General features: G+C 71.5%; 25 protein-coding genes, 5 tRNA genes and 1 pseudogene. 6 read left to right on the top strand and 25 right to left on the bottom strand.

Going from position 1 to position 23568, the window contains the following annotated elements:
• Positions 1-132: 132 nt before the first annotated feature.
• Positions 133-744: a flavodoxin family protein gene (locus ACZ7IF_RS37390; protein WP_470981261.1), complete on the bottom strand. Its 612-nt coding sequence runs from the start codon at positions 742-744 to the stop codon at positions 133-135.
• Between the two features lie 130 nt (positions 745-874).
• On the opposite strand from ACZ7IF_RS37390, the gene ACZ7IF_RS37385 reads away from it, so the two are divergent.
• Positions 875-1279, top strand: a complete 405-nt coding sequence (locus ACZ7IF_RS37385; RefSeq protein ID WP_470981259.1) for a winged helix-turn-helix transcriptional regulator — start codon at positions 875-877, stop codon at positions 1277-1279.
• Here ACZ7IF_RS37385 and mutM read toward each other — a convergent pair.
• The 9 genes from mutM to ACZ7IF_RS37340 all read right to left on the bottom strand — a co-directional run bounded on the left by mutM (position 1252) and on the right by ACZ7IF_RS37340 (position 10188).
• The gene (gene mutM / locus ACZ7IF_RS37380; RefSeq protein ID WP_470981257.1) at positions 1252-2121 is read right to left on the bottom strand and encodes a bifunctional DNA-formamidopyrimidine glycosylase/DNA-(apurinic or apyrimidinic site) lyase; all 870 of its coding nucleotides are present in this window, start codon (positions 2119-2121) and stop codon (positions 1252-1254) included. The genes ACZ7IF_RS37385 and mutM overlap by 28 nt on opposite strands.
• Before the next feature lie 85 nt (positions 2122-2206).
• Complete coding sequence (gene rnc / locus ACZ7IF_RS37375) at positions 2207-3028, bottom strand: ribonuclease III (RefSeq protein ID WP_470981255.1); 822 nt, start codon at positions 3026-3028, stop codon at positions 2207-2209.
• 19 nt (positions 3029-3047) lie between these two features.
• Positions 3048-3221, bottom strand: a complete 174-nt coding sequence (rpmF, locus tag ACZ7IF_RS37370; RefSeq protein WP_003965982.1) for a 50S ribosomal protein L32 — start codon at positions 3219-3221, stop codon at positions 3048-3050.
• Positions 3222-3223: 2 nt separating this feature from the next.
• Positions 3224-3931, bottom strand: coding sequence for a YceD family protein (locus ACZ7IF_RS37365; protein ID WP_470981254.1), 708 nt, complete (start codon positions 3929-3931; stop codon positions 3224-3226).
• Positions 3932-4000: 69 nt separating this feature from the next.
• A complete protein-coding gene (locus tag ACZ7IF_RS37360; RefSeq protein WP_470981252.1) occupies positions 4001-5044 on the bottom strand; it encodes a DivIVA domain-containing protein in 1044 nt (347 codons plus the stop codon).
• Positions 5045-5145: 101 nt separating this feature from the next.
• Positions 5146-5625 carry a pantetheine-phosphate adenylyltransferase gene (coaD, locus tag ACZ7IF_RS37355; protein ID WP_470981263.1) on the bottom strand — a complete coding sequence of 160 codons (480 nt, stop codon included), beginning with the start codon at positions 5623-5625 and terminating at the stop codon, positions 5146-5148.
• 14 nt (positions 5626-5639) lie between these two features.
• Positions 5640-6218: a 16S rRNA (guanine(966)-N(2))-methyltransferase RsmD gene (rsmD, locus tag ACZ7IF_RS37350; RefSeq protein ID WP_285343554.1), complete on the bottom strand. Its 579-nt coding sequence runs from the start codon at positions 6216-6218 to the stop codon at positions 5640-5642.
• 74 nt (positions 6219-6292) lie between these two features.
• Positions 6293-8500: an ATP-dependent DNA helicase RecG gene (gene recG / locus ACZ7IF_RS37345; protein WP_470981251.1), complete on the bottom strand. Its 2208-nt coding sequence runs from the start codon at positions 8498-8500 to the stop codon at positions 6293-6295.
• 26 nt (positions 8501-8526) lie between these two features.
• Positions 8527-10188, bottom strand: coding sequence for a DAK2 domain-containing protein (locus tag ACZ7IF_RS37340; RefSeq protein ID WP_470981249.1), 1662 nt, complete (start codon positions 10186-10188; stop codon positions 8527-8529).
• A 241-nt stretch (positions 10189-10429) separates the two neighbouring features.
• Here ACZ7IF_RS37340 and rpmB point away from each other — a divergent pair, with 241 nt between their 5' ends.
• Entirely contained in the window at positions 10430-10615 is a 186-nt protein-coding gene (rpmB, locus tag ACZ7IF_RS37335) for a 50S ribosomal protein L28 (RefSeq protein WP_007266795.1), read from the top strand.
• A gap of 131 nt (positions 10616-10746) precedes the next feature.
• On the opposite strand, the gene thiD is transcribed toward rpmB, so the two are convergent.
• Both thiD and ACZ7IF_RS37325 read right to left on the bottom strand, forming a co-directional pair.
• The gene (gene thiD, locus ACZ7IF_RS37330; RefSeq protein WP_470981247.1) at positions 10747-11556 is read right to left on the bottom strand and encodes a bifunctional hydroxymethylpyrimidine kinase/phosphomethylpyrimidine kinase; all 810 of its coding nucleotides are present in this window, start codon (positions 11554-11556) and stop codon (positions 10747-10749) included.
• The gene (locus tag ACZ7IF_RS37325; RefSeq protein ID WP_125594580.1) at positions 11553-12533 is read right to left on the bottom strand and encodes a thiamine-phosphate kinase; all 981 of its coding nucleotides are present in this window, start codon (positions 12531-12533) and stop codon (positions 11553-11555) included. Before ACZ7IF_RS37325 ends, thiD begins: the two co-directional genes overlap by 4 nt.
• A gap of 245 nt (positions 12534-12778) precedes the next feature.
• Between ACZ7IF_RS37325 and ACZ7IF_RS37320 the strand changes: the two genes are divergently transcribed.
• Both ACZ7IF_RS37320 and ACZ7IF_RS37315 read left to right on the top strand, forming a co-directional pair.
• Complete coding sequence (locus tag ACZ7IF_RS37320; RefSeq protein ID WP_007266792.1) at positions 12779-13012, top strand: Lrp/AsnC ligand binding domain-containing protein; 234 nt, start codon at positions 12779-12781, stop codon at positions 13010-13012.
• Positions 13013-13035: 23 nt separating this feature from the next.
• Positions 13036-13527 (top strand): DUF3515 family protein, encoded by a 492-nt coding sequence (locus ACZ7IF_RS37315; protein ID WP_470981245.1) that lies wholly within the window; start codon positions 13036-13038, stop codon positions 13525-13527.
• Positions 13528-13611: 84 nt separating this feature from the next.
• Here the strand turns inward: ACZ7IF_RS37315 and ACZ7IF_RS37310 are convergent, their stop codons facing one another.
• Genes ACZ7IF_RS37310 through ACZ7IF_RS37300 form a run of 3 tightly spaced genes read right to left on the bottom strand, consistent with a single transcriptional unit; the run spans position 13612 to position 16568 of the window.
• Complete coding sequence (locus ACZ7IF_RS37310; protein ID WP_470981243.1) at positions 13612-14769, bottom strand: D-alanine--D-alanine ligase family protein; 1158 nt, start codon at positions 14767-14769, stop codon at positions 13612-13614.
• 39 nt (positions 14770-14808) lie between these two features.
• Positions 14809-15819: an NAD(P)H-dependent glycerol-3-phosphate dehydrogenase gene (locus ACZ7IF_RS37305; protein ID WP_007266789.1), complete on the bottom strand. Its 1011-nt coding sequence runs from the start codon at positions 15817-15819 to the stop codon at positions 14809-14811.
• Entirely contained in the window at positions 15816-16568 is a 753-nt protein-coding gene (locus ACZ7IF_RS37300) for a lysophospholipid acyltransferase family protein (RefSeq protein ID WP_470981241.1), read from the bottom strand. The genes ACZ7IF_RS37305 and ACZ7IF_RS37300 overlap by 4 nt, the downstream gene beginning before the upstream one ends.
• A 165-nt stretch (positions 16569-16733) precedes the next feature.
• Here ACZ7IF_RS37300 and cofC point away from each other — a divergent pair.
• Positions 16734-17406 (top strand): annotated as a pseudogene (cofC, locus tag ACZ7IF_RS37295) (2-phospho-L-lactate guanylyltransferase); the annotation flags it as partial.
• Positions 17407-17719: 313 nt separating this feature from the next.
• Here cofC and ACZ7IF_RS37290 read toward each other — a convergent pair.
• The 4 genes from ACZ7IF_RS37290 to leuC form a co-directional block, all read right to left on the bottom strand.
• A complete protein-coding gene (locus ACZ7IF_RS37290) occupies positions 17720-18406 on the bottom strand; it encodes an HU family DNA-binding protein (RefSeq protein WP_470981239.1) in 687 nt (228 codons plus the stop codon).
• Positions 18407-18550: 144 nt separating this feature from the next.
• The gene (locus ACZ7IF_RS37285; RefSeq protein WP_007266785.1) at positions 18551-18778 is read right to left on the bottom strand and encodes an SCO5555 family protein; all 228 of its coding nucleotides are present in this window, start codon (positions 18776-18778) and stop codon (positions 18551-18553) included.
• A 137-nt stretch (positions 18779-18915) separates the two neighbouring features.
• The gene (leuD, locus tag ACZ7IF_RS37280; RefSeq protein WP_470981237.1) at positions 18916-19509 is read right to left on the bottom strand and encodes a 3-isopropylmalate dehydratase small subunit; all 594 of its coding nucleotides are present in this window, start codon (positions 19507-19509) and stop codon (positions 18916-18918) included.
• Between the two features lie 3 nt (positions 19510-19512).
• Positions 19513-20937 (bottom strand): 3-isopropylmalate dehydratase large subunit, encoded by a 1425-nt coding sequence (leuC, locus tag ACZ7IF_RS37275; RefSeq protein ID WP_470981235.1) that lies wholly within the window; start codon positions 20935-20937, stop codon positions 19513-19515.
• A gap of 185 nt (positions 20938-21122) precedes the next feature.
• On the opposite strand from leuC, the gene ndgR reads away from it, so the two are divergent.
• A complete protein-coding gene (gene ndgR, locus ACZ7IF_RS37270) occupies positions 21123-21839 on the top strand; it encodes an IclR family transcriptional regulator NdgR (protein WP_007266782.1) in 717 nt (238 codons plus the stop codon).
• Positions 21840-22007: 168 nt separating this feature from the next.
• On the opposite strand, the gene ACZ7IF_RS37265 is transcribed toward ndgR, so the two are convergent.
• From ACZ7IF_RS37265 to ACZ7IF_RS37240, 6 genes are all read right to left on the bottom strand, one after another.
• Positions 22008-22080, bottom strand: a tRNA-Glu gene (locus ACZ7IF_RS37265).
• 21 nt (positions 22081-22101) lie between these two features.
• Positions 22102-22173: transfer RNA gene (locus ACZ7IF_RS37260), tRNA-Gln, on the bottom strand.
• A 22-nt stretch (positions 22174-22195) separates the two neighbouring features.
• A tRNA-Glu gene (locus ACZ7IF_RS37255) sits at positions 22196-22271 on the bottom strand.
• A 61-nt stretch (positions 22272-22332) separates the two neighbouring features.
• Positions 22333-22405 (bottom strand) — tRNA-Glu (locus tag ACZ7IF_RS37250).
• 27 nt (positions 22406-22432) lie between these two features.
• A tRNA-Gln gene (locus tag ACZ7IF_RS37245) sits at positions 22433-22504 on the bottom strand.
• A gap of 88 nt (positions 22505-22592) precedes the next feature.
• Positions 22593-23321 carry an HAD family hydrolase gene (locus ACZ7IF_RS37240; protein WP_470981233.1) on the bottom strand — a complete coding sequence of 243 codons (729 nt, stop codon included), beginning with the start codon at positions 23319-23321 and terminating at the stop codon, positions 22593-22595.
• Positions 23322-23568: the final 247 nt, after the last annotated feature.

The following is a 23568-nucleotide window of genomic DNA, read 5'->3' as shown; positions in this document are numbered from 1 at the left end:
GTGCGGTGCATCGCAAGGCGGAGGAGCGCAGCTCGTACTCGGCCGTACTCGCGCGCTCCGACAACGCGGCGAGGTGCCGTGCCGGACGTGGCGGGCCCGCGAAGATCGCCCGGACAGGGCCTAGGCGGGGGCTCAGACCGCGGCCGCCGCCAGGGCCGCCCGGCCCGCGACGACCACGCGGGTGTGCTCGGCGACGCGCCGGCCCAGGTGCTCGGCGGTGGCGATGTCGGCCTTGTGGACGCCCTCCGGACCCTCGTCGGAGTTGGTCTGGGCCGCCGCGCCGGAGGAGAAGCCGAGGCGGTTGAGGTCGGACTCGGTGCCGGCGGTGGAGTTCCAGCCCGGCTTCAGCCCCAGGTTGACCCAGCTCATGCCGTGCTGCGAGGCCAGCATCTGGAAGTACTGCAGGGTGTTCAGCTTGTCCCCGGCCTTGGAGGCGGAGTTGGTGAAGCCCGCCGCGACCTTGTCCTGCCAGGCGTCGCCGAACCAGCGCTTCGAGGTGGCCTCGGCGAAGACGTGGAAGGCGCCCGACGCGGTGCCCATGTAGGTCGGCGAGCCGAAGATGATCGCGTCCGACTCGTCCAGCAGCGCCCACTCGGCGTCGGTGATCTCGTCGACCTTGATCAGGTGGACCGTCGCGCCCGTGTCGGCGGCGCCGGCCCGTACGGCCTCGGCGACGACGGCGGTGTGCCCGTAGCCGGAGTGGTAGGCGACGGAGACGACGGGGGTGGGGGTGTTCGCGGACATGGCTGTTCTCCTCAAGAGCGTGGGGCGCCGCAGTGCGACCGGGGCGCAGTGCTGCGCTGGAACAAGAGAAGCACTAACTTTTGGAAAGCGCAAGCAGACAGTTAGCGCTGCCCGGGAGTACGCTTGCTCCATGGAGAACCCTGCCTGTACCGAAGCCATCCCGGCCGACCTGCCGTTCGACGTCTTCGCACGCGCCTGCCCCTCGCGGGAAACCCTGGAGCACGTCACCGGCCGCTGGGGCAGCCTCACCGTGGGCGCGCTGCGCGAGGGCCCCTGCCGGTTCAACGAGCTGCGCCGCCGTGTCGACGGCGTGAGCGAGAAGATGCTCTCCCAGACGCTGCACGCCCTGGAGCGCGACGGCATAGTCCTGCGCGAGGCGCAGCCGACCAACCCGCCGCGCGTCGACTACGAGCTGACCCCCCTGGGGCGCGAGGTCGCCGAGCGCCTGCTCGCCCTGATCCACCTGCTGGAGGGCAGCATGGACGAGGTGCTCGTCTCCCGCGAGACCTACGACGCGGCGCGCGGCGGCCGCTGACAGCGCGGGCAGAAGTAGCTGGACCGGTTCATCCACGCCCGGCGCCGTATCGGGGTGCCGCAGCGGCGGCAGGGCTCGCCCTCGCGCCCGTAGGCGTCGAGCGACCGGTCGAAGTAGCCGGACTCGCCGTTCACGTTGACGTACAGGCTGTCGAAGCTGGTCCCGCCGACGGCGAGCGCCGCGTCCATGACCTCCCGCACATGGGTGAGGAGTTCCGCGCTCCGGGGGCGGGTGAGGGTCGCGGTGGGGCGCTCGTAGTGCAGCTTCGCGCGCCACAGGGCCTCGTCGGCGTAGATGTTGCCGACCCCGCTGATCAGCGACTGGTCCAGCAGCGCCCGCTTGACGGTGGTGCGCTTGGCGCGCAGCGCCCGGTGGTAGGCCCCTTCGTCGAAGAGGGGGTCCAGCGGGTCGCGGGCGATGTGCGCGATCACGTCCGGCAGCCCCTCGTCGCTGCCGGGGACGGTCTCGTGCAGCGAGAGCCCACCGAAGGTGCGCTGGTCGACGAAGCGCAGCTCGGTGCCCGTGTCGTCGGCGAAGCGCAGCCGGATCCGCAGGTGCTTCTCGTCGGGGGCACCGGTCGGCTGCACCAGCAGCTGCCCGCTCATCCCGAGGTGGCCGAGGACGGACAGGTCCCGCCCCTCCAGGGGCAGCCACAGGTACTTCCCGCGCCGCCGGGGCACCCCGATGGTCTGGCCCGCCAGGCGCGCCGCGAAGTCGGGACCGCCCGCCAGGTGCCTGCGTACGGCCCGGGGGTGGAGCACCTCCACCGCCTCGACGGTCCGGCCGGCCACCCAGCGCTCCAGGCCGCGCCGTACCACTTCCACTTCGGGCAGCTCGGGCATGGTGTTCCTCCTGGCAGGGGGCGCGGCGTCGAACAGGAAACCCCGCCGCACCGGGGTGCGACGGGGTCACTGTAGAAGAAAGCGGTCAGGCGTCCGGCGCCGGGTCGGCGGGCGCCGACGCCCCGTCGACCTGTGCCGGCGCGGCGGCGGCAGCGGCTTCCGCCGCCTTCCGCTCGTCCGCGGCGGCGCGGATGCCGCGCCAGGCGGACTCCGCGGCCTGCTGCTCCGCTTCCTTCTTGCTGCGGCCGGTACCGGTGCCGTACGAGACACCACCGACGCGGGCGGCAGCTGTGAAGGTCTTCTCGTGGTCCGGTCCCGTCTCGGTGACCAGGTATTCCGGTACGCCGAGACCCTCGGCTGCCGTGAGCTCCTGGAGACTGGTCTTCCAGTCCAGGCCGGCACCGAGGTTGGAGGACTTCTCGATGAGCGGGTCGAAGAGCCGGTGGACCAGCTCCGAGGCCGCGTCGAGGCCCTTGTCGAGATAGACCGCGCCGATCACCGCTTCAAGGGTGTCGGCAAGGATGGAGGCCTTGTCCCGGCCGCCCGTGCCCTCTTCGCCCCGGCCGAGCCGGATGAAGGAGCCGAGTTCGAGGCCGCGCCCGACCTCCGCCAGCGCACGAGAGTTGACCACCGCGGCCCGCAGTTTGGCCAGCTGGCCTTCCGGCAGGTCGGGGTGGGTCGTGTACAGCGTGTCCGTGACCACCAGGCCGAGCACGGAGTCCCCGAGGAACTCCAGGCGTTCGTTGGTGGGCAGACCGCCGTTCTCGTACGCGTACGAACGGTGGGTCAGCGCACGCACCAGAAGGGCGGACTCGAGTTGATACCCGAGCCGCCCTTCCAGAAGCGTGTGGGACGAGGCCGCGTTGTTACTGTCTGCCTGCTTCTCAGCGTTGGACAGCTCAGACATTGCGCCTCTCACCAGCCGCTCAGACCTCGAGGACCTGGCGCTTGTTGTAGGTGCCGCAGCTCGGGCACGCGATGTGCTGGAGCTTCGGCTCCTGGCAACGCTCACACGAAACCAGGGTGGGGACCGCAGCCTTCCACTGCGACCGGCGGTGGCGCGTGTTGCTGCGCGACATCTTCCGCTTCGGAACAGCCACGGCTACTTCTCCTGCTTCTCGGCGGCGCTCTGAACTCCGTCAGACGCAGTGCCGCTCATGTTGTCCTTCTCATCGCCCTGATCGGTGACGAGTCCCTGCAAAGCCGCCCAACGGATGTCGACGGCGTCGTGGTGGTGCTCCGGGTCGTCGTTCAGGCTGAGCCCGCAATCGGGGCACAGTCCGAGACAGTCCTCCCGGCACACCGGCTGCATGGGCAGTGCGAGCACCACCACATCGCGCAGCACGGGTTCGAGGTCGAACAAACCGTCCTCGAGGAAGAGCATGTCCTCGTCGTCCTCGGCGTCGTCGGCCGGCTCCGCCTTGGGGCGGCCCCGGTCGTCGGCGTCAGGGTACGAGAACATCTCCTGGAAGTCCGCCTTGAGCTCGCGCTCGACGGTCTCCAGACACCTTACGCACTCCCCCGTCGCCGATGCACGGACGGTGCCTGTGACAAGCACCCCTTCCATGACCGACTCGAGGCGGAGGTTGAGCTTCAGCGGGGCGCCCTCCGGCACTCCGATGACGTCGACGAGACCGAAGTCCGCCGGCGCCGCGATCTCGCGGGACAGCCGCAACATGGCACCAGGACGCCGGCCCAGCTCGTGCGTATCGAACACGAGGGGGTTGCGGTGGTCGAGGCGGGTGTTCAGGGCTGTTCCTGCTTTCACAGATCGCTGAAGATCAAAGATTCCGCCGCTCACGGGCAGCATGGATCGCGACGCATACGCGCGACCGAAGAGCCAGGATACCCGGCGCTTCGCCCTGAGCCCAATCCGGGCTCAGTGCCCCTGTCCGTACTGGCGCAGCTGGTCCAGGTTGATCATGCTCGTGTCGAAGAGGCTGGTCTCGTCGAGCGCCGGCTGCTGGGGGTGCTGCGGCTGCTGGGGCTGCTGGGGCTGCTGGTAGTAGGCGTACGGGTCGGGCTGCTGCTGGTAGCCGCCGTACGGGTCCGGCTGCTGCGGGTAGCCCGAGTAGGGGTCCTGGTACGCGTAGCCGTCCTGCTGGGGGTGCGGGGCCGGCTGCGCGGGGTACGCGGCGGCGTAGGTGTCGTACACGGGCTCCGGCTGGGCTGGCACCGGCAGCGGCCCGGGGCCCGGGTCCGCCAGGCCGGCCAGGAACTCCGCGTCGCTCGACGGGCGGGCCCCCTGGGCCCCGGCGGCGTCCTGGGCGGCCATGTGCGCGCCGAGGTCGTCCGTGGGCACCCGGCCCAGGAGCTTCTGGCGGCCCCGGCCGACGGCCTCCAGGGTCTTGGAGAGCACCGCTTCGAAGGTGGCGAGCTTCTGGTCGACGTACGCGTCCGCCTGCTCGCGCCGGGTCTCCGGGTCGGTGCTGGGCTCGGGGGCGCCGCTGTCGTCGTAGCCCCGCTCGTCCGTGCCGGGTCCGCGGCCGAGCAGCTTCTCGCGGCCGCGGTCCACCGAGCCGATGGTCTTGCTGAGCACGACCTCGAAGTTGGCGAGCTTGCTGTCGACGTAGTCGTCGGCCTCGGCCCGGATCTCGGCGGCCTCCCGGCGGGCCTCGGCCAGGATCCGGTCCGCCTCGCCCTGCGAGCGGCGGGCGATCTCGGTGTCGGAGATCAGCGAGCCCCGCTGGGCGTGGGCGGACGCGATGATGCGCTCCGCCTCCCGGCGGGCCTCCTCGACCATCTGCTCGCGCCCGCCGATCAGTTCCCGGGCCTGGGCGAGCGAGCCGGGCAGGGCCTTGCGTACGTCTTCGAGCCGCGCGAGGAGTTCCGCGCGGTTGATCACGCAGGAGGCCGACATCGGCATGGTGCGGGCGCCGCCCACGGCCGCGACGATCTCGTCCAGCTTCTTCTGTACGTCCATGGGGGCCGCGCTCTCTCTGCCTCGGACTGACGAGACGACTGTAGGGCCCCCGGACGGACGTGTGGGACGGGCCGGTGAAGCTCAGCCCGTCCGCCGCCGGGTCACTTCGCGCGCAGCCGTTCGACCAGTGCCGCGTGGACGTGCGCGGGCAGCAGGTGGGCGACGTCGCCGCCCCAGGTGGCGACCTCCTTGACCAGGGAGGACGACAGGAAGCTGTAGGTGGGGATGGTCGGTACGAACAGCGTTTCGACGCCCGAGAGGCCCATGTTCATCTGGGCCATCTGGAGCTCGTAGTCGAAGTCGCTGACCGCGCGCAGGCCCTTGACGATGGCCGGGATGTCCCGCTGCTTGCAGAAGTCGACGAGCAGTCCGTGGAAGGACTCGACCTGGACGTTGCCGTAGTCCGCCGTCGCCTCGCGGATCAGCTCGATCCGCTCCTCGACGGTGAACAGGCCCTTCTTCGACGGGTTGATCATCACGGCGACATGCACGACGTCGTAGAGCCTGGAGGCGCGTCCGATGACGTCGAGGTGTCCGTTGTGGATGGGATCGAAGGACCCCGGACAGACGGCGCGGCGCAACTGAGCTCCCTCGTTCATGAGTCTTCGCTGGTGAAGGCGGCGCGACCGTACCAAAGGGTGCCTTCGCCGTACTTGCGCGAACGCAGCGGCTCGAACCCCTCCGGCCACGGGAACGGACCGCTCCTCGTGCTGCGCTCCACGGTGACGAGCGCGTCGTCGGTGAGCCAGCCATTGGCGCGGAGTGTGAGGAGGATCTCGCCAAGATCGGCGTGCTCCACGGCGTACGGCGGGTCCAGGAAGACGATGTCGTACGGGTCGCCGGACGCCGCGGCGGCCACGATCTGCTCGGCCTTGCCGGCCCGGAATTCGGCGCCGGGCAGGCCCAGGGCCTTGATGTTGTCCCGGATGGCCTTGGCGGCCTTGGCGTCGGCCTCGACCAGCAGGGTGTGGGCGGCGCCCCGGGAGAGGGCCTCCAGCCCGACGGCGCCGGAGCCGCCGTAGAGGTCGAGCACGCGGGAGCCGTCGACGCCGTGCAGGGACTCCCAGGTGGAGAAGAGCCCTTCGCGCATCCGGTCGGAGGTCGGGCGGGTGCCGGTGCCGGGCGGCACGGCCAGCCGACGCCCGCCGGCGGTGCCGGCGATCACGCGGGTCATCTGGGGTCCTTCTCTGGGGAGGTCGGGGGAGGCCCCTGGCCTCCGTTCTGGGCTCCAACGATAGGTCGTGCGCCTCAGCCCTTCTCCAGGTACTGCTCCCGCTCGGCGTCCAGCAGGGCGTCCAGCGCGGTACGCAGCCCCGGCAGGTGCTCCAGCTCGGGGTCGGCGGCGACGACGCGGGCGGCCTCCTCCCGGGCCTGGGCGATGACCTCCTCGTCCTCGATGACGGCGAGCATGCGCAGCGAGGAGCGGACGCCGGACTGGGCCTGGCCGAGGACGTCGCCCTCGCGGCGCTGTTCCAGGTCGATCCGGGACAGTTCGAAGCCGTCGAGGGTGGCGGCGACGGCGCCGAGCCGGGCTCGGGCGGGGCTGGCCTCGTGCATCTCGCTGACCAGCAGGCACAGGCCCGGGGCGGAGCCGCGGCCGACGCGGCCGCGCAGCTGGTGGAGCTGGGAGACGCCGAAGCGGTCCGCGTCCATGATCACCATGACGGTGGAGTTGGGGACGTTGACGCCGACCTCGATGACGGTGGTGGCGACCAGCACCTTGACCTCGCCGGCGGCGAAGCGGCGCATGACGTCGTCCTTGTCGGCGGGGTCCATCCGCCCGTGCAGGACCTCGACGGACAGTCCGGCGAGGGGCCCCCGGGTGAGCTGTTCGGCGATCTCCAGCACGGCCAGCGGCGGCCGCTTCTCGGCCTCGTCCTCGGCGGAGGCCTTCTTCTTGTTCTTCGGGTCGTCCTCGCCGTCGCCGATCCGGGGGCAGACCACGTACGCCTGGTGGCCGTTCTCCACCTCCTCGCGGACCCGCTCCCAGGCCCGGCTGAGGAAGTGCGGCTTGTCCTTGGCGGGCACCACGTGGGTGGCGATCGGGGAGCGGCCGGCGGGCAGCTGGTCGAGGACGGAGGTCTCCAGGTCGCCGAAGACGGTCATGGCGACGGTGCGCGGGATCGGGGTGGCGGTCATGACCAGCAGGTGCGGGGGCTGCTTCCCCTTGGAGCGCAGGGCGTCGCGCTGTTCGACGCCGAAGCGGTGCTGTTCGTCCACGACGACCAGGCCGAGGTCGTGGAACTGCACCTTGTCCTCGATCAGGGCGTGGGTGCCGATGACGATTCCGGCCTCGCCGGTGACCAGGTCGAGCAGGGCCTGGCGGCGGGCGGCCGTGCCCATGGAGCCGGTGAGCAGGACCACCTTGGTGCCCCGGTCGGAGCCGCCGAGCATGCCTCGCTCGGCGAGTTCGCCCATCATCTCGGTGATCGACCGGTGGTGCTGCTGGGCGAGGACCTCGGTGGGCGCGAGCATGGCGGCCTGCCCCCCGGAGTCGACGACGGCCAGCATCGCGCGCAGGGCCACCATGGTCTTCCCGCTTCCGACCTCGCCCTGGAGGAGGCGGTGCATGGGGTGGCTGGTGGCGAGGTCGTCGAAGATCTCCTTGGAGACGGTCTGCTGGCCTTCGGTAAGGGTGAAGGGCAGCTTGGCGTCGAAGGAGTCGAGGAGGCCGCCGGGGGCGGCGCGGCGGGCGACGGCCGGGAGCTGGGAGTCGGCGTGCCGGCGGCGGGCCAGGGCGACCTGGAGGACGAAGGCCTCGTCCCACTTCAGGCGCTGGCGGGCGTCCTCGATGTCGGCCTTGGTGGCGGGACGGTGGATCTTGAGGAGGGCCTCGGTGAGCGGGACGAGTCCGCGGCCCTCGCGCAGGGCGGGCGGGAGCGGGTCCACGGCCTCCTGGGCGCGGGGCAGTACCGCGTCCACGCACTTGGCGATCTTCCAGGACTCCAGCTTGGCGCAGGCCGGGTAGATCGGGATCAGCTGGTTGGCGAAGGCGGTGGCGGCGTCCCGGTCGGAGGCGTCGGCGCCGAGGGGCTCGTACGCCGGGTGCGCGAGCTGGAGCTTGTGGTTGAAGCGGGAGACCTTCCCGGCGAACATGGCGCGGCTGCCGGGCAGCAGCTCCTTGTGCGGCTTGTGGACGCCCGCGCCGAAGAAGACCAGCTGGAGGCGGCCGCTGCCGTCGGTGATGGTGACTTCGAGGCGCTTCCCGCCGCCGCGGCTGCCCTGGTACGTCAGCAGGCGTGCGTCGGCGACCTGGGCGACGACGGTGACGTGCTCGTCGATCTGGTCGGCGAGGTCCGCCAGCGAGGTCAGCTCGCCGCGCTCGGCGTACCGCCGGGGGTAGTGGTGGAGCAGGTCCAGGGCCGTGTGCAGGCCGAGCTGCTCGGCCAGCACCTTGGCGGTGGCGGGGCCGAGGGTCTTCTTGAGGTCTTCGTCGAGCGCGGGCACGTGTTCCATTGCACACCATCGCGCTGACAAGCCGGCTATTCGACTCCGATGAGCAGGGGCGCCGACCACCGGCCGCCGCTGTAGGTGACGGTGTCCACGGCCAGGTGCCGCTGCTGGACGTACGTCTCCAGGCGCGCGGCCAGGGTGTCCGGGACCTCGGGGCCCAGGACGAGGGTGACCAGTTCGCCGCCGGAGCCGAGCATCCGCTCCAGGACGGCCTCGGCGGTCTCGGGCAGGCCCTCGCCGATGACGGCGACGTCTCCGTCGATGAGCCCGAGGACGTCCCCGGCCTGGCAGATCCCGGCGGAGGTGAAGGACTGCCGTTCGGCGACGGCCAGTTCCCCGTAGCGGGTGGCGCCGGCGGCCGCGGTCATGGCGACGACGTCCTCGTCGAAGCTGCCGTCCGGGTCGTGCACGGCGAGGGCGGCCAGGCCCTGGACCGCGGAGCGGGTGGGGATCACGGCGACCCGTACGCCCTCGGCGCGGGCCTGTTCGGCGGCGGCCGCGGCGGCGGCGCGCAGCTCGGGGCAGCCGGGCAGCAGGACCACCTCGCGGGCGTGGGCCCGGCGGACGGCGTCGAGCAGCTCGGCGGCGGCGGGCTGCTCCCCGGGGCGGGCCAGCACGGTGGTGGCGCCGGCCTCCCCGCACAGGGCGGCCAGGCCCTCGCCCTGGACGACGGCGACCACGGCCCGCTGCGCCCGGGGGGCGGCCGCGCGGCGGCGCTGGTCGCCGAAGTGGGTGATGCGGATCCGGTGCGGCCGGCCGGCTTCCACCCCGGCCTCGACGGCCGCGCCGGGGTCGTCGACGTGCACGTGGACGTTCCACAGCCCGTCGCCGCCGACCACCACAAGGGAGTCGCCGAGCAGGTCGAGGCCGGAGCGGAGCGCGGCGACGGCCTCGTCGGAGGCCTCCAGCAGGTAGACCACCTCGTACGCGGGGCCGCCCTGCTCGTGCCCGCAGGGCTCGGGGTCCAGCGCCACGGGTACGGGAACGGCGGGGCCGCGCACCGGCTCGGCGGCGGGTTCCTGGCCGGACAGCGCCTGCCACAGGGCTCCGAGTACGGCGACCAGTCCGCAGCCCCCGGCGTCGACGACCCCGGCGTTCCCGAGCGCGGGGAGCTGCCCCGGGGTCTCGGCGAGGGCGGCGCGGGCACCGTCGTAGGCGGCGCGGGCCACCTCGGCGGCGGTGGCGGCCGCGGTCCCGGCGGCGGCACCGGCCCGGGCGGCGGCGCCGGCGACGGTGAGCATGGTGCCCTCGACCGGGTGCGCGACGGCCCGGTAGGCCTCCTCGGCGGCGCGGGTCAGGGCCTGGGCGAGGAGCGGGCCCGGGGCTCGGTCGGCGGGGTCGGCGGGGTCGGCGCCGAGGACGTCGGCGACTCCGCGCAGCAGCTGGGCGAGGATGGTCCCGGAGTTGCCCCGGGCGCCTATGAGGGCGCCGTGCGCGTAGGCCCGTACGGCCTCGGCGAGGGAGGCGGGGGCGGCTGTGGGGTCGGTCACGCCCGCGAGGGACTCGTCGAGGGCGCGGTCGGCGGCCTCGGCGGTGAGGTAGAGGTTGGTTCCGGTGTCGGCGTCCGCGACCGGGTAGACGTTGATCGCGTCGATGTCCTCGCGGGCCCGGCCCAGTGCGGCCAGGGCCAGCGAGCTCCAGGTGCGCACCGCTTCGGCGTCGAGGGTGTGCGGGCCAGGCTCGTGCGCCACCGGGCGTTCCTCCTTGTGCGGGCCAGGGTTCACCGCAGGGTAACGAAGGGAGCCCTCCGCTCGGGGGCCCCGGGGCGGAGCAGGGCCCCGTCATGGTAGTTTTCTCGGACCCAAGCAGTCGTTGTATGCTGCTCAGGTTGCCCGTCGAGAGTCGGGTCATTCGTCCGGCAAGCCACTTCAGATCTCTGATTCCGGTGCGCCGGATTCCACCGTAATTGCATCTGAAGTCTTGGAGTGACCTGTGGCTGCCAACTGCGACGTTTGCGCCAAGGGGCCGAGCTTCGGCAACAACATCTCCCACTCGCACCGCCGCACCTCGCGTCGCTGGAACCCGAACATCCAGCGCGTCCGTGCCGTGGTCAATGGGACGCCGAAGCGCCTCAACGCCTGCACCTCGTGCATCAAGGCCGGCAAGGTCTCGCGCTGACGCCTCCCGTCGTCGTAGCGCAGCCCTTTCCGGTTGCCAAGAAGGCCGGTTCACCTCTGGTGAACCGGCCTTTTGCCTTGTCCGGGAGCGGACGCGAGGACACCTGAACGTTTAGGTGTCCTCGCATCCGCTCAGCGCCACTGCCAGGCGTGGTCGACCGGGCCGATGCCGCCGCCGAGGGCGAAGCCGGCGGCGATGGCGCCGGTGACGTACTCCTTGGCGGCCGTCACGGCCCGCGGGACGTCCAGGCCCTTGGCCAGGCCCGCGGCGATCGCGCTGGCGAGCGTGCAGCCGGTGCCGTGGGTGTGCCGGTTGTCGTGCCGGGGCGCCCGCAGCCACAGCTCCCGGGAGCCGTCGCTCAGCAGGTCCACGGCCTGGTCGCCGTGGGCCGCGAGGTGGCCGCCCTTGATCAGCGCCCACCGGGGCCCGTAGCCGAGGACCGCGTCGGCGGCCCGCCGCATGTCGTCCTCGTTCTCGACGGCCAGCCCGGTGAGCTGGGCCACCTCGTCCAGGTTCGGGGTGGCGACCGTGGCCCTGGGCAGCAGTTCCTGGCGTACGGCGTCCAGGGCCGAGGCGGCGAGCAGCGCGTCCCCGTGCTTGGAGACCCCGACGGGGTCCACCACGGCGGGGGCGGGGGTGCCGGCCAGCAGTTCGGCCACCGTCTCCACCAGTACGGCGGAGGACAGCATCCCGGTCTTGACGGCGTGCACGCCGATGTCGTCCGCCACGGCCCGGTACTGGGCCGTGACGGCCTCGGCGGGCAGCTCCCAGGCCCCCTTCACGCCGAGCGAGTTCTGGGCGGTCACGGCGGTGACCACGCTCATGCCGTGCACGCCGAGCGCCAGCATGGTCTTGAGGTCGGCCTGGATGCCCGCACCGCCGCCGGAATCGGATCCGGCGACGGTCAGGCACAGCGGCGGGGCGGCCCCGGCGACGCTCACGCGCTCTCCCCGTCGGCCGGGTCGGCGCCGAAGTGGTCCCAGCCGCCGGTGCTGGTCCACGGGGCGCCGTCCACGGTCACCTGGGGCAGGGCGGAGCGGTGCTGGACCGACCCGATGACCTTCCAGCGGGCCGGGAGCTTCACGTCGGGCGGGAAGGTGGCCACGATGGCGTGGTCCTCTCCCCCGGTGAGCACCCACTGGAGCGGGTCGACGCCGACGGCCTGGCCGATGTCGTGCATCTGGGTCGGGATGTCCACGGCGCCCGAGCGCAGGTCGATGCGGACCTTGCTGGCCTCGGCGATGTGCCCGAGGTCGGCGATCAGGCCGTCGCTGACGTCGGTCATGGCGGTGGCGCCGAGCCCGGCGGCCGCGGGGCCGGCGTGGTAGGGCGGCTCGGGGCGCCGGTGGGCCTCGACGAAGGCCCGCGGGGAGCGGAAGCCGCGCGAGAGCACCGCGAAGCCGGCCGCGGACCAGCCGAGCCAGCCGGTGACGGCGACGACGTCCCCGGGCTGGGCGCCGGAGCGCAGCACGGGCTCGTGGTTGCGCAGGTCCCCGAGGGCGGTGATCGAGACGGTGATGGTGTCGCCGCGCACGACGTCGCCGCCGACCACGGCGGCGCCCGCGACCTGGCATTCGTCGCGGATGCCGTCCATCAGCTCGGTGGGCCAGGTGACCGGCAGCTCGGCCGGGACGACGAGGCCGAGCAGCAGCGCGGTGGGCACGGCGCCCATGGCGGCGATGTCGGCCAGGTTCTGTGCGGCGGCCTTGCGGCCGACGTCGTAGGCGGTGGACCAGTCGCGGCGGAAGTGCCTGCCTTCGAGCAGGATGTCCGTGCTCGCCACGACCCGCCGGTCGGGGGCCGACACCACCGCGGCGTCGTCCCCGGGTCCGAGCCGGACCGCCGGGGTGGTGGTGAGCCGTGAGGTGAGCTCCCGAATGAGCCCGAACTCCCCCAGCTCGCCCACAGTGCCCTTCATCGCTGTGCCCCTTCTTGGCAAGTCCGCTTGCGGTCGCGAGCCGTCACAGCTCTGGGTACCGTCAACAGATACGTCAACTTCTGCTCTGCGTACGCCCCGCTGTGCGTGGCGCCGGGCCCCCGGGTCTCCCCGTGGCACGCGGCGACGCGGTACCGTGGCGTCCCTTCTTCCCCGGGCCCGCCCGATGTCCCCGGGCCCATCCGAAGGTTAGGGGAAATGATCCTCGTGGCCGCCCTGGAGGTTCCGTGGTACAGGCGTACATCCTCATCCAGACCGAGGTGGGCAAGGCGTCGGTCGTCGCCGAGTCCATCTCCAAGATCGCGGGGGTGATCCAGGCCGAGGACGTGACGGGGCCGTACGACGTGATCGTGCGCGCCCAGGCCGACACCGTCGACGATCTCGGCCGCATGGTGGTCGCCAAGGTCCAGCAGGTGGAGGGGATCACCCGCACCCTGACCTGCCCGGTGGTCCATCTGTAGCCCCCGTCTAGTCTTGGCCGGTGATGTCTTCGCACCACCGGCCCCTCCGTCTACTGGCCCCGCCCGCCCTGGTGGCGGTCGTGGCCCTGGCGGGCTGTGCCCCCGGGGCCTCCGAGGCCCGGGTGACACCCCCGCCCGCACCGCCCGCCGGTGTCGCACAGCTCTGTGCGGCGCTGCACAGGGAGCTCCCGGAGACGGTGTCGGGGCTGGCCCGGTCCGTCACCGAACCGGAGACGGACCTGACCGCCGCGTGGGGCGGCTCGGCGATCGTACTGCGGTGCGGTATCCCCAAGCCCCCCAAGATGGCCGATCCCAAGGCGGACGGCGTCGAGGTCAACGGCGTCGGCTGGCTGGTGGAGCAGCCCCCGGAGGGCGGCCTGCGGTTCACCACCACGGGCCGGCTGGCCTACACGGAGGTGTGGATCGACAAGGAGCATGCCACGGACGCGAGCATGCTCGTCGGTCTGTCCGCCGCCGTGGCCGCATCGGTCCCGGCCGGGATCTCCTCGTACTGATCCGTCCGCCCCGCGCACACCGCCGCCCGCTGGCGCGCTCTCGAAAGAGGGCCTTCCAGCGGGCGGTCTGCTGTACGGGTACGGCTAGCGCAGTCCGGTGGAGCGGCGCAGGGCCGCCTGGATCAGGAGGTCCACCAGCTCCTGGTACTCGATGCCGGACTCCTGCCACATCCGCGGGTACATCGAGATCGGCGTGAAACCGGGCATGGTGTTGATCTCGTTGATGACGAAGGTGCCGTCTTCGGTGAGGAAGAAGTCGGCGCGCACCAGGCCCTCGCAGGAGGCGGCCTCGAAGGCGTCGATCGCGAGCTTCTGCACCTCGGCGGTCTGCTCCGGGGTGAGCGGGGCGGGGACGAGGCCGGTGGCGGAGTCGATGTACTTCGCCTCGAAGTCGTAGAAGTCGTGGCTGGAGACCGGCGGGATCTCGGCGGGGGCGCTGGCGCGCGGCCCGTCCTCGAACTCCAGGACGCCGCACTCGATCTCGCGGCCGCGCAGCAGCGCCTCCACGATGATCTTCGGGTCGTGGCGGCGGGCCTCGCGGATCGCGGCGTCGAGCCCGGAGGCGTCGTCGACCTTGGTGATGCCGATGGAGGAGCCGGCCCGGGCGGGCTTGACGAACAGCGGCCAGCCGTGCTCGCCGGCGAAGTCCAGGATCTTCGCCTTGGCGGCGTCCTGGTCGGCTTCCCACTCGCGGGGGCGGATGGTCACGTACGGGCCGACGTTCAGCCCGAAGGACGTGAACACCCGCTTCATGTAGTCCTTGTCCTGGCCGACGGCCGAGGCGAGGACGCCGGAGCCGACGTAGGGGATCCCGGAGAGCTCCAGGAGGCCCTGGAGGGTGCCGTCCTCGCCGTAGGGGCCGTGCAGCACGGGGAAGACGACGTCGACCTCGCCCAGTGCCTTGGGGACTGCGCCCGGCTCGGTGTAGACGACCTCGCGGCTGGCGGGGTCGACGGGGAGCACGACGGTGCCGTCCGGGGACTCCGCCAGCGCCTCGACGCTGGGGAGCTGCCGGTCCGCGATGGCCATGCGCTCGGGGGCGTCGGCGGTCAGGGCCCACCGGCCGTCCGTGGTGATGCCGATGGGCAGCACCTCGTACTTGGCGCGGTCGATGGAGCGCAGCACGGCGCCGGCGGTGACGACCGAGATGGCGTGTTCCGAGCTGCGGCCGCCGAAGACGACGGCCACGCGGGGCTTGCGGCCCTGCTGCTCAGGGGTCTGGGGGAGGTTCTCGCTGCTCATATCGCCACGAGAGTACCCGCTCAAGCGTCCGGAAAGGTGTCAGTGACGTTCCGGTTTGGCGCTGCGGCCCATCAGTTCCTTCAGCGCGACCAGCGGGGGCTTGCCGTGGTGCACGATCTCGACGACCGTGTCGGTGATCGGCATGTCCACTCCGTACCGGCGTGCCAGATCCGCCACGGACTGGCAGGACTTGACCCCTTCCGCGGTCTGGCTGGTGACCGCGATGGTCTCCTCCAGGGTCATCCCGCGGCCCAGGTTGGTGCCGAAGGTGTGGTTGCGGGAGAGCGGCGAGGAGCAGGTCGCGACGAGGTCGCCGAGGCCGGCGAGGCCGGAGAAGGTGAGCGGGTCGGCGCCCATCGCCAGGCCCAGGCGGGTCGCTTCGGCGAGCCCGCGGGTGATGAGCGAGCCCTTGGTGTTGTCGCCCAGGCCCATGCCGTCCGCGATGCCGACGGCCAGGCCGATGACGTTCTTGACGGCGCCGCCGAGCTCGCAGCCGATGACGTCGGTGCTGGTGTACGGGCGGAAGTACGGGGTGTGGCAGGCGGCCTGGAGGCGCTGGGCCACCGCCTCGTCCACACAGGCGACGACGGAGGCGGCGGGCTGCCGGGCGACGATCTCGCGGGCCAGGTTGGGGCCGGTGACGACGGCGACGCGCTCGGCGGGAACCTTGGCCACCTCCTCGATGACCTCGCTCATCCGCTTGGCGGTGCCGAGTTCGATGCCCTTCATCAGGGAGACGAGCACGGTGTCGGGCGCCAGCAGCGGGGCCCACTCGGCGAGGTTGGCGCGCAGGGTCTGGGAGGGGATGGCCAGGACGGCGAAGTCTGCGTCCCGGGCGGCCTCGGCCGCGTCGGTGGTGGCGCGGATGTTCGCGGGCAGTTCGACGCCGGGGAAGTAGTCCGGGTTGGTCCGGCCGGTGTTGATGGCGTCGGCCAGCTCCTGGCGGCGGCCCCACAGGGTCACCTCGCAGCCGGCGTCGGCGAGGACGACGGCGAAGGCCGTGCCCCAGGAGCCGGTTCCGAAGACGGCCGCCTTCACGGGACGTGTCACTTCTTGCCCTCCCCCGCGGCCTTGCGCCGCTGTTCCGCCCTGGCCTTGCGGTGGTCGTACGGCTCGGCGGGCGCCTGCTGGCCCCGCAGCTCCTCCAGGAGCTTGGTGATGTCGGCCATGATGGCCTCGGTGGCGCCCTTGAGGACGTCGGGAGTGGGCTCGCGGTCGTAGTAGGCCGAGAGGTCCACGGGCGGTCCGGCGAGCACCTGGAGGGTCTTGCGCGGGAACAGCCGGACCTTTTTCTCCTTGGCGTACGGCGGCATCGCGAGATTCGCGCCCCACTGGGCCACGGGAATGACGGGGGCCTTGGTGATCAGCGCCACGCGGGCGACGCCGGTCTTGCCGGCCATCGGCCACATCTCCGGGTCGCGGGTGAGGGTGCCTTCCGGGTAAAAGGCCACGCATTCACCGCGCTCGACCGCGTCCACGGCGGCCCGGAATGCGTCCAGGGCGTTGGTGGTCTCGCGGTATACGGGGATCTGTCCGGATCCGCGCAGGATCATGCCGACAAAAGGCACCTTGAAGAGGCCCGCCTTGGCGAGCAAACGCGGCACCCGGCCGGTGTTGTACTGGAAGTGCGCGTAGGAGAGCGGGTCCAGATACGAGTTGTGATTGACGGCGGTGATAAATCCGCCGTCGGCCGGAATGTGATCCATTCCCCGCCAGTCCCGCTTGAAGAGCACTACCAGCGGCGGTTTTGCGATGACCGCCGCCAGGCGGTACCAGAAGCCGATTCTGCGGCGGGGCACTCGGACACCTTCCTCTACGACCGGTGCGTGGCTTGGGCACCTTGTGGGCCGGACAAGTGTCGCTGCGGGTCCGGTCTCTGTCGAGGACACCGTACGCCCCGCTGGAACCGCGAGGCCCCCCTGCGGCCGCCCGGGGGCGACAATGGGCCGAGTGATGACCGGGCCATGACCTGCCGATGGGTCGGGCGGGTGCCGCAGCGCACCGTAGTGAAGGGGGCCGCCACGAACGCCGCATGGAGCCTGGTGGTCCCGCTGAAGCCCTTGGCGCTGGCCAAGAGCCGTCTCGCGGCGGCCGTGGGCGCGTCCCGGCCCGGGCTGGCGCTGGCCTTCGCCCAGGACACCGTGGCGGGGGCGCTGGCCTGCGCCTCGGTCGCGGATGTGGTGGTCGTCACGGACGACGCGGTGGCGGGTGCGGAGCTGGCGCGGCTGGGGGCGCGGATCCTGCCGGACGTCCCGGGCGCGGGGCTCAACGCCGCGCTGGACCACGGGGCGCGGGCGGTGCGGGCGGGGCGGCCGGGGGCCGCGGTGGCCGCGATGAACGCCGACCTGCCGGCCCTGCGGGCGCCGGAATTGCTACGTGTGCTCGATATCGCGGGGCATTTTCCCCGGGCATTTCTGGCGGATGCGGCCGGAATCGGCACCACTCTGCTTTCCGCGGCTCCCGACGTGGAATTGGCACCTTCGTTCGGCGGCCCCTCCCGGGCCCGGCATTCGGCCTCGGGGGCGGTGGAAATAGCCCTCGCGGACGTGGAGAGCGTACGCCGGGACGTGGACACGGGAGCGGACCTGCGCACGGCCCTGGCCCTAGGGGTGGGGCGGCACACGGCCCGATACAGTTCCCGTATGCAGGCGACCGCGTACACGTACGACTCCCAGACCCGCAGCGGCAGTGTGCTGCTGGACGACGGCACCCCGGTGCCCTTCGAGACCGCGGCCTTCGACGCGGGGGGCCTGCGACTGCTGCGTCCCGGGCAGCGGGTCCGCATCGAGACCGATGGCGAGGGCCCGGCCCTGCGCATCACGCTGGTGACCCTGCAGACCTTCTGACCCCCGTGCCGGGCCTGCCGACAGGCCCGTGACCTGCGAGGGAACGCACCGCGGGCCGGCCTCCCCAGGTGGGGAAGCCGGCCCGGCGTGTGTAACCCGTGCCCTTACTTCTTGCGGGCGGTGGTCTTCTTCGCGGTGGCCTTGCGCGTCGCCGTCTTCTTGGCGGGCGCCTTCGTCGCGGTGGCCTTCTTGGCCGCCGGGGCGGTCTTCTTCGCGGTGGCGGTGGTCTTCTTGGCGGCCGTCGCCGCCTTCTTGGCCGGGGCCGCCTTCTTGGCGGTGGCCGTGGCCTTCTTCGCGACCGTGGTCTTCGCCGCGGTCTTCTTGACGGTCGCCGCGGCCTTCTTCACGACGGCCTTCTTCGCCACGGTCTTCTTCGCGGCCGTGGTCTTCGCGGCGGCCTTCTTCGCCGTGGTGGCCTTCTTCGCGGCGGCCTTCTTGACCGTGGCGGACGCGCCGCCGGTCAGGCTGCCCTTCGGGGCCTTCTTCACGGCGACCTCGTCGCCCTTGGGGAGCTTCTTGGTGCCGCTGACCAGGTCCTTGAAGCCCTGACCCGCGCGGAAGCGGGGGACGGAGGTCTTCTTGACCCGGACGCGCTCACCCGTCTGCGGGTTGCGGGCGTAGCGGGCCGGGCGGTCGACCTTCTCGAACGAGCCGAAGCCCGTGACCGAGACCCGGTCTCCCGCGACGACCGCGCGGACCATGGCGTCCAGTACCGCGTCGACGGCGTCCGCGGCCTGCTGGCGGCCGCCCAGCTTGTCGGCAATCGCTTCTACGAGCTGCGCCTTGTTCACGTCTTCCCCTTCGGAGACATCGCCAGAACGAATGTGTTCAAGCTTATTTCGCACGTTAGGCGGATATATACCGCAAATCAAACACGAAACGGGCTAATCACCCTAGTGCCGCAACGATGTAGGCCGTTACGGAGTTCCTTCGCATCAGTCGCCTTCAGGGAATCGACCCTCGTCGAGGTCCTTCATCAACCTGTCCAGGCGCCTTGCCGCGTCGGCGAGATCGTGCTTCGCCGCGGCAGTGACGACCAACAGCTTCCGGGACAGCGTCATCCTTACGCCCTCCGGGACTTGCAGTGCGCGCACCCTTGCGTGTGCTTCTTTCAACCGGTCCGCGACGAGCTCGTAGAGCTCGAGTTGACTGTCGCGTTCCATGCACAGATTGTGCCATCTGGGGCGAGTTGTCGCCTCACGGGGCCTCAACATACGGCTGTGCCCCCCGCCGGAAGGCGGGGGGCACAGTGTTGCCGATGTGATCACCCAAGGGTGAATAAGCGCTGATCAGGCAGGAATCAGTGCTGAATGGTGCGCGGCTTGAAGGCCGGGCGGCCGCTTTCGTACGCGTCGATGTCGGCTTCGTTCTGAAGGGTGAGCGAGATGTCGTCCAGGCCCTCCAGCAGGCGCCAGCGGGCATTGTCGTCGAGCTCGAACTCCGCCTCGATCCCCTCGGCTCGGACCTTGCGGTCGACCAGGTCGACGGTGATCTCGGCGGTGGGGTCGGCCTCGGTCAGCTCCCACAGCCGGTCGACGGTCTCCTGCGGCAGGACGACGGTCAGCAGACCGTTCTTCAGCGAGTTGCCGCGGAAGATGTCGGCGAAGCGGGAGGAGATGACCGTCTTGAAGCCGAAGTTCTGCAGGGCCCAGACGGCGTGTTCGCGCGAGGAGCCGGTGCCGAAGTCGGGACCGGCGACCAGAACGGTCGCGCCGGCCCGCTCGGGGCGGTTGGTGACGAACTCCGGGTCCTTGCGCCAGGCCTCGAAGAGCCCGTCCTCGAACCCGTCACGGGTGATCTTCTTCAGCCAGTGGGCCGGGATGATCTGGTCGGTGTCGACGTTGCTGCGGCGCAGCGGAACGGCCCGGCCGGTGTGGGTGGTGAAGGCTTCCATGGTTCAGACTCCGGCGGTCGCGTCGGCGGCGGACAGGTCGGCGGGCGAGGCCAGATGGCCCAGCACCGCGGTGGCGGCGGCCACCTGCGGGGAGACCAGGTGGGTGCGCCCGCCCTTGCCCTGCCGGCCCTCGAAGTTGCGGTTGGAGGTGGACGCGGAACGCTCACCGGGGGCCAGTTGGTCGGGGTTCATGCCCAGACACATCGAGCAGCCCGCGTGCCGCCATTCGGCGCCGGCCTCCTTGAAGACCTTGTCCAGGCCCTCTTCCACGGCCTGCAGGGCGACCCGGACCGAGCCCGGAACGACCAGCATCCGTACGCCGTCGGCGACTTTGCGGCCCTCGATGATGCCGGCGACGGCGCGCAGGTCCTCGATGCGGCCGTTGGTGCAGGAACCTACGAAGACGGTGTCGACCTTGATCTCGCGCAGCGGCTGCCCGGCCGTCAACCCCATGTACTCCAGGGCCTTTTCGGCGGCCAGGCGCTCCGAAGCGTCCTCGTACGAAGCCGGGTCGGGGACGTTGGCCGACAGCGGCGCGCCCTGGCCCGGGTTGGTGCCCCAGGTGACGAACGGGGACAGCGAGGCGCCGTCGATGACGACCTCGGCGTCGAAGACGGCGTCCTCGTCGGTGCGCAGCGTCTTCCAGTAGGCGACCGCCGCGTCCCACTCCTCGCCCCGCGGGGCGTGGTCGCGGCCCTCCAGGTAGTCGAAGGTGGTCTGGTCGGGGGCGATCATGCCCGCGCGGGCGCCGGCCTCGATCGACATGTTGCAGATGGTCATGCGGGCTTCCATCGAGAGCTTCTCGACGGCCTCGCCGCGGTACTCCAGGATGTAGCCCTGGCCGCCGCCGGTGCCGATCTTGGCGATGATCGCCAGGATCAGGTCCTTGGCGGTGACGCCCTCGGCCAGCTCGCCGGTGACGGTGATGGCCATCGTCTTCGGGCGGGCCAGCGGCAGCGTCTGGGTGGCCAGCACGTGCTCGACCTGGCTGGTGCCGATGCCGAAGGCCAGCGCGCCGAAGGCGCCGTGCGTGGACGTGTGCGAGTCGCCGCAGACCACGGTCGTGCCCGGCTGGGTCAGGCCCAGCTGGGGGCCCACGACGTGGACGACACCCTGCTCGACGTCACCCAGCGAGTGCAGTCGGACACCGAACTCGGCGCAGTTCTTGCGCAGCGTCTCCAGCTGGGCCCGGGAGACCGGGTCGGCGATCGGCTTGTCGATGTCGAGGGTGGGGGTGTTGTGGTCCTCGGTCGCGATGGTGAGGTCCAGACGGCGGACCTTGCGGCCGGCCTGGCGCAGGCCTTCGAAGGCCTGCGGGCTGGTCACCTCGTGCAGCAGGTGGAGATCAATGAAGAGGAGATCGGGCTCGCCCTCGGCACGCCGGACGACGTGGTCGTCCCAGACCTTCTCCGCGAGTGTCCTACCCATCGCTTTCCCTCCGGCCGGCCGGTTGTGCCGGCGCTTATTAGAGATCTGGTGCGCCTGATCGCCCGCTACCCCACCCGCGGAACGACGGCTCGGACCCAGTGGTTCGTGGACCCGCACATACAGACTCGCTCGTTCTTGGAAAATTTGAACTTGCGTTTCACAGTGTGAGACGTGAATATCGTTTCATGGACAACTCTAGCGGCGTCGGCGTTCTCGACAAGGCAGCTCTGGTACTGAGCGCACTGGAGTCCGGTCCGGCCACCCTCGCCGGGCTGGTCGCGGCGACAGGGCTCGCACGACCCACGGCACATCGCCTGGCCGTGGCACTGGAACACCACCGGATGGTGGCGAGGGACATGCAGGGCCGGTTCATCCTCGGCCCGCGGCTGGCAGAGCTTGCCGCCGCGGCCGGCGAGGACCGCCTGCTGGCGACGGCCGGACCGGTGCTCACGCACCTCCGTGACGTGACGGGCGAGAGCGCGCAGCTCTACCGCCGTCAGGGCGACATGCGCATCTGCGTGGCGGCCGCCGAGCGGCTGTCGGGCCTGCGGGACACCGTCCCGGTCGGCTCCACGCTCCCGATGAAGGCGGGATCGGCCGCGCAGATCCTGATGGCCTGGGAGGAGCCCGAGCGGCTCCACCGCGGTCTGCAGGGCGCGCGCTTCACGGCCACGGCCCTGTCCGGCGTACGCCGCCGCGGCTGGGCCCAGTCGATCGGCGAGCGGGAGCCCGGCGTGGCGTCCGTCTCGGCGCCCGTACGGGGCCCCTCGAACCGCGTGGTGGCCTCCGTGTCGGTCTCCGGCCCGATCGAGCGCCTGACCCGCCACCCGGGGCGCATGCACGCCCAGGCCGTCATCGACGCGGCCGCCCGCCTGACGGAGGCCCTGCGCCGCTCCGGCTGAACCCGCCCTGCTCCACACACCCCCGGGTCCGGGGGCGCGTACGACGCCGCACACGTCCGAACTCGCGCCTCCGGGCCCGTACTTGCATCCCGGCACCGGCCGGCCCGGCACGGCCCCGGAAACACGGAAGAGGCCCTCCGCGATGATCGCGGAGGGCCTCTCCTCTTGTACCCCCGACCGGATTCGAACCGGCGCTACCGCCTTGAGAGGGCGGCGTGCTAGGCCGCTACACAACGGGGGCTAGCTTTACTGCGGTACTGCGCTGGGCTACCAGGACTCGAACCTAGAATAAGGGAACCAGAAACCCTCGTGTTGCCAATTACACTATAGCCCAATGGTCTAGACCTGCCAGACCTTGGTACCCCCGACCGGATTCGAACCGGCGCTACCGCCTTGAGAGGGCGGCGTGCTAGGCCGCTACACAACGGGGGCCCTAGCGATCCTGCATCAAGATCTCCGGGAGCGACCCTGGAGATCCCGCGGGAAGGATCTGTACCCCCGACCGGATTCGAACCGGCGCTACCGCCTTGAGAGGGCGGCGTGCTAGGCCGCTACACAACGGGGGCAAAGCACTGCGTTACTACTGCACTGCGCTGGGCTACCAGGACTCGAACCTAGAATAAGGGAACCAGAAACCCTCGTGTTGCCAATTACACTATAGCCCACCGAACTTCAAGCCCCTGGGGGCCTTTCGTTTGGTTGGCGCCTGTGGTTTCCGGCCTTTCGGCCCGTCTCCCCGGCGCAGAAAGAACATTACCGGATGCCTGACCGTGCTCCAAAACGGGTATCCGCGGCCAGCAGCTCGGGCAGCCGGTCGAGCCCCTCGATCCTGTGTACGCCCGCGGGACCGGGCCCTCTGCCGCCCTGCCGGTCGAGCCAGACGGCCGTCAGTCCGGCGTCCCGGGCGCCGCGCGCGTCGATCTCCGGCTGGTCCCCCACGTACGCGACCTGGCCCGGAGGCAGCGCCAGCGCCTCGCAGGCGGCCAGGAAGGCGGCGGCGTCGGGCTTGCTCACCCCCAGCTCGGCGGCGCAGACCAGCACCTCGAAGCGGTCGCGCAGTCCGAGGTGGCGCAGCTTGGGGTCCTGGTTGGCGGCGGAGGAGTTGGAGAGCACCCCGTGCCGGTGGGTGTCGGCGAGGGCGTCCAAGGCGGGCAGGACGTCCGGGAAGAGCGCCCAGGCGGCCTTGTAGTGCTCGACGTAGCGGTCGAACCAGGCGTCGGCCTGGGGCTCCGTCATGGCGGGCCTGCCGAGGAAGTCCCGCACCCTGTCCTGCCGCTGGCCCTGGAAGCTGACCTCGCCGGCGGAGAAGCGGGCCCAGTTCAGCTCCGTGATCCTGCGCCAGACGGCCAGGGCCTCGTGCGGGGATCCGTAGCGCTCTCCGAGCCCCTCGTCGCGCAGGTGGGCGGCCAGGCCGGCCGCATCGGCCCCCGTGTAGTCGAACAGGGTGTCGTCGATGTCCCACAGCACTGCGCGGATCGGCATACGGGCGAGCCTACGCCGCCGGCGGGTCCCGTGTGGGGCCGTCGGCGAAGTCCGCGTGAGGCGCGTCACGGCGCGGCCGGGGCGGGTGGCGGGTACGGCCGTTCTCACCGCGCCGGGAGGGCCGGGAACGCCGTGGGGGGGGGGGGGGGGGGGGGGGGGGGGGCCGGGAGGGGGGGGGGGGGGGGGGGGGGGGGGGGGGGGGGGGGGGGGGGGGGGGGGTGGGGAGAGGGGAACTTCCTCGGAGCCC

It is taken from the genome of Streptomyces sp. NPDC037421, assembly GCF_055602105.1.
This window is presented reverse-complemented; position numbering and strand designations above follow the sequence as displayed.

What these genes read in the sequence shown, in the direction of transcription:
- ACZ7IF_RS37390 (WP_470981261.1), bottom strand. Translation starts at nt 744, where the DNA reads ATGTCCGCGAACACCCCCACCCCCGTCGTCTCCGTCGCCTACCACTCC.
- ACZ7IF_RS37310 (WP_470981243.1), bottom strand. Translation starts at nt 14,769, where the DNA reads ATGAGCAGCGAGAACCTCCCCCAGACCCCTGAGCAGCAGGGCCGCAAG.
- recG (WP_470981251.1), bottom strand. Translation starts at nt 8,500, where the DNA reads ATGGAACACGTGCCCGCGCTCGACGAAGACCTCAAGAAGACCCTCGGC.
- rnc (WP_470981255.1), bottom strand. Translation starts at nt 3,028, where the DNA reads ATGTCTGAGCTGTCCAACGCTGAGAAGCAGGCAGACAGTAACAACGCG.
- leuD (WP_470981237.1), bottom strand. Translation starts at nt 19,509, where the DNA reads ATGGAAGCCTTCACCACCCACACCGGCCGGGCCGTTCCGCTGCGCCGC.
- leuC (WP_470981235.1), bottom strand. Translation starts at nt 20,937, where the DNA reads ATGGGTAGGACACTCGCGGAGAAGGTCTGGGACGACCACGTCGTCCGG.
- ACZ7IF_RS37325 (WP_125594580.1), bottom strand. Translation starts at nt 12,533, where the DNA reads ATGAAGGGCACTGTGGGCGAGCTGGGGGAGTTCGGGCTCATTCGGGAG.
- ACZ7IF_RS37360 (WP_470981252.1), bottom strand. Translation starts at nt 5,044, where the DNA reads ATGGACGTACAGAAGAAGCTGGACGAGATCGTCGCGGCCGTGGGCGGC.
- ACZ7IF_RS37285 (WP_007266785.1), bottom strand. Translation starts at nt 18,778, where the DNA reads ATGGAACGCGACAGTCAACTCGAGCTCTACGAGCTCGTCGCGGACCGG.
- mutM (WP_470981257.1), bottom strand. Translation starts at nt 2,121, where the DNA reads ATGCCCGAGCTGCCCGAAGTGGAAGTGGTACGGCGCGGCCTGGAGCGC.
- ACZ7IF_RS37385 (WP_470981259.1), top strand. Translation starts at nt 875, where the DNA reads ATGGAGAACCCTGCCTGTACCGAAGCCATCCCGGCCGACCTGCCGTTC.
- ACZ7IF_RS37315 (WP_470981245.1), top strand. Translation starts at nt 13,036, where the DNA reads ATGTCTTCGCACCACCGGCCCCTCCGTCTACTGGCCCCGCCCGCCCTG.
- ACZ7IF_RS37240 (WP_470981233.1), bottom strand. Translation starts at nt 23,321, where the DNA reads ATGCCGATCCGCGCAGTGCTGTGGGACATCGACGACACCCTGTTCGAC.
- ACZ7IF_RS37365 (WP_470981254.1), bottom strand. Translation starts at nt 3,931, where the DNA reads ATGCTGCCCGTGAGCGGCGGAATCTTTGATCTTCAGCGATCTGTGAAA.
- ndgR (WP_007266782.1), top strand. Translation starts at nt 21,123, where the DNA reads ATGGACAACTCTAGCGGCGTCGGCGTTCTCGACAAGGCAGCTCTGGTA.
- rsmD (WP_285343554.1), bottom strand. Translation starts at nt 6,218, where the DNA reads ATGACCCGCGTGATCGCCGGCACCGCCGGCGGGCGTCGGCTGGCCGTG.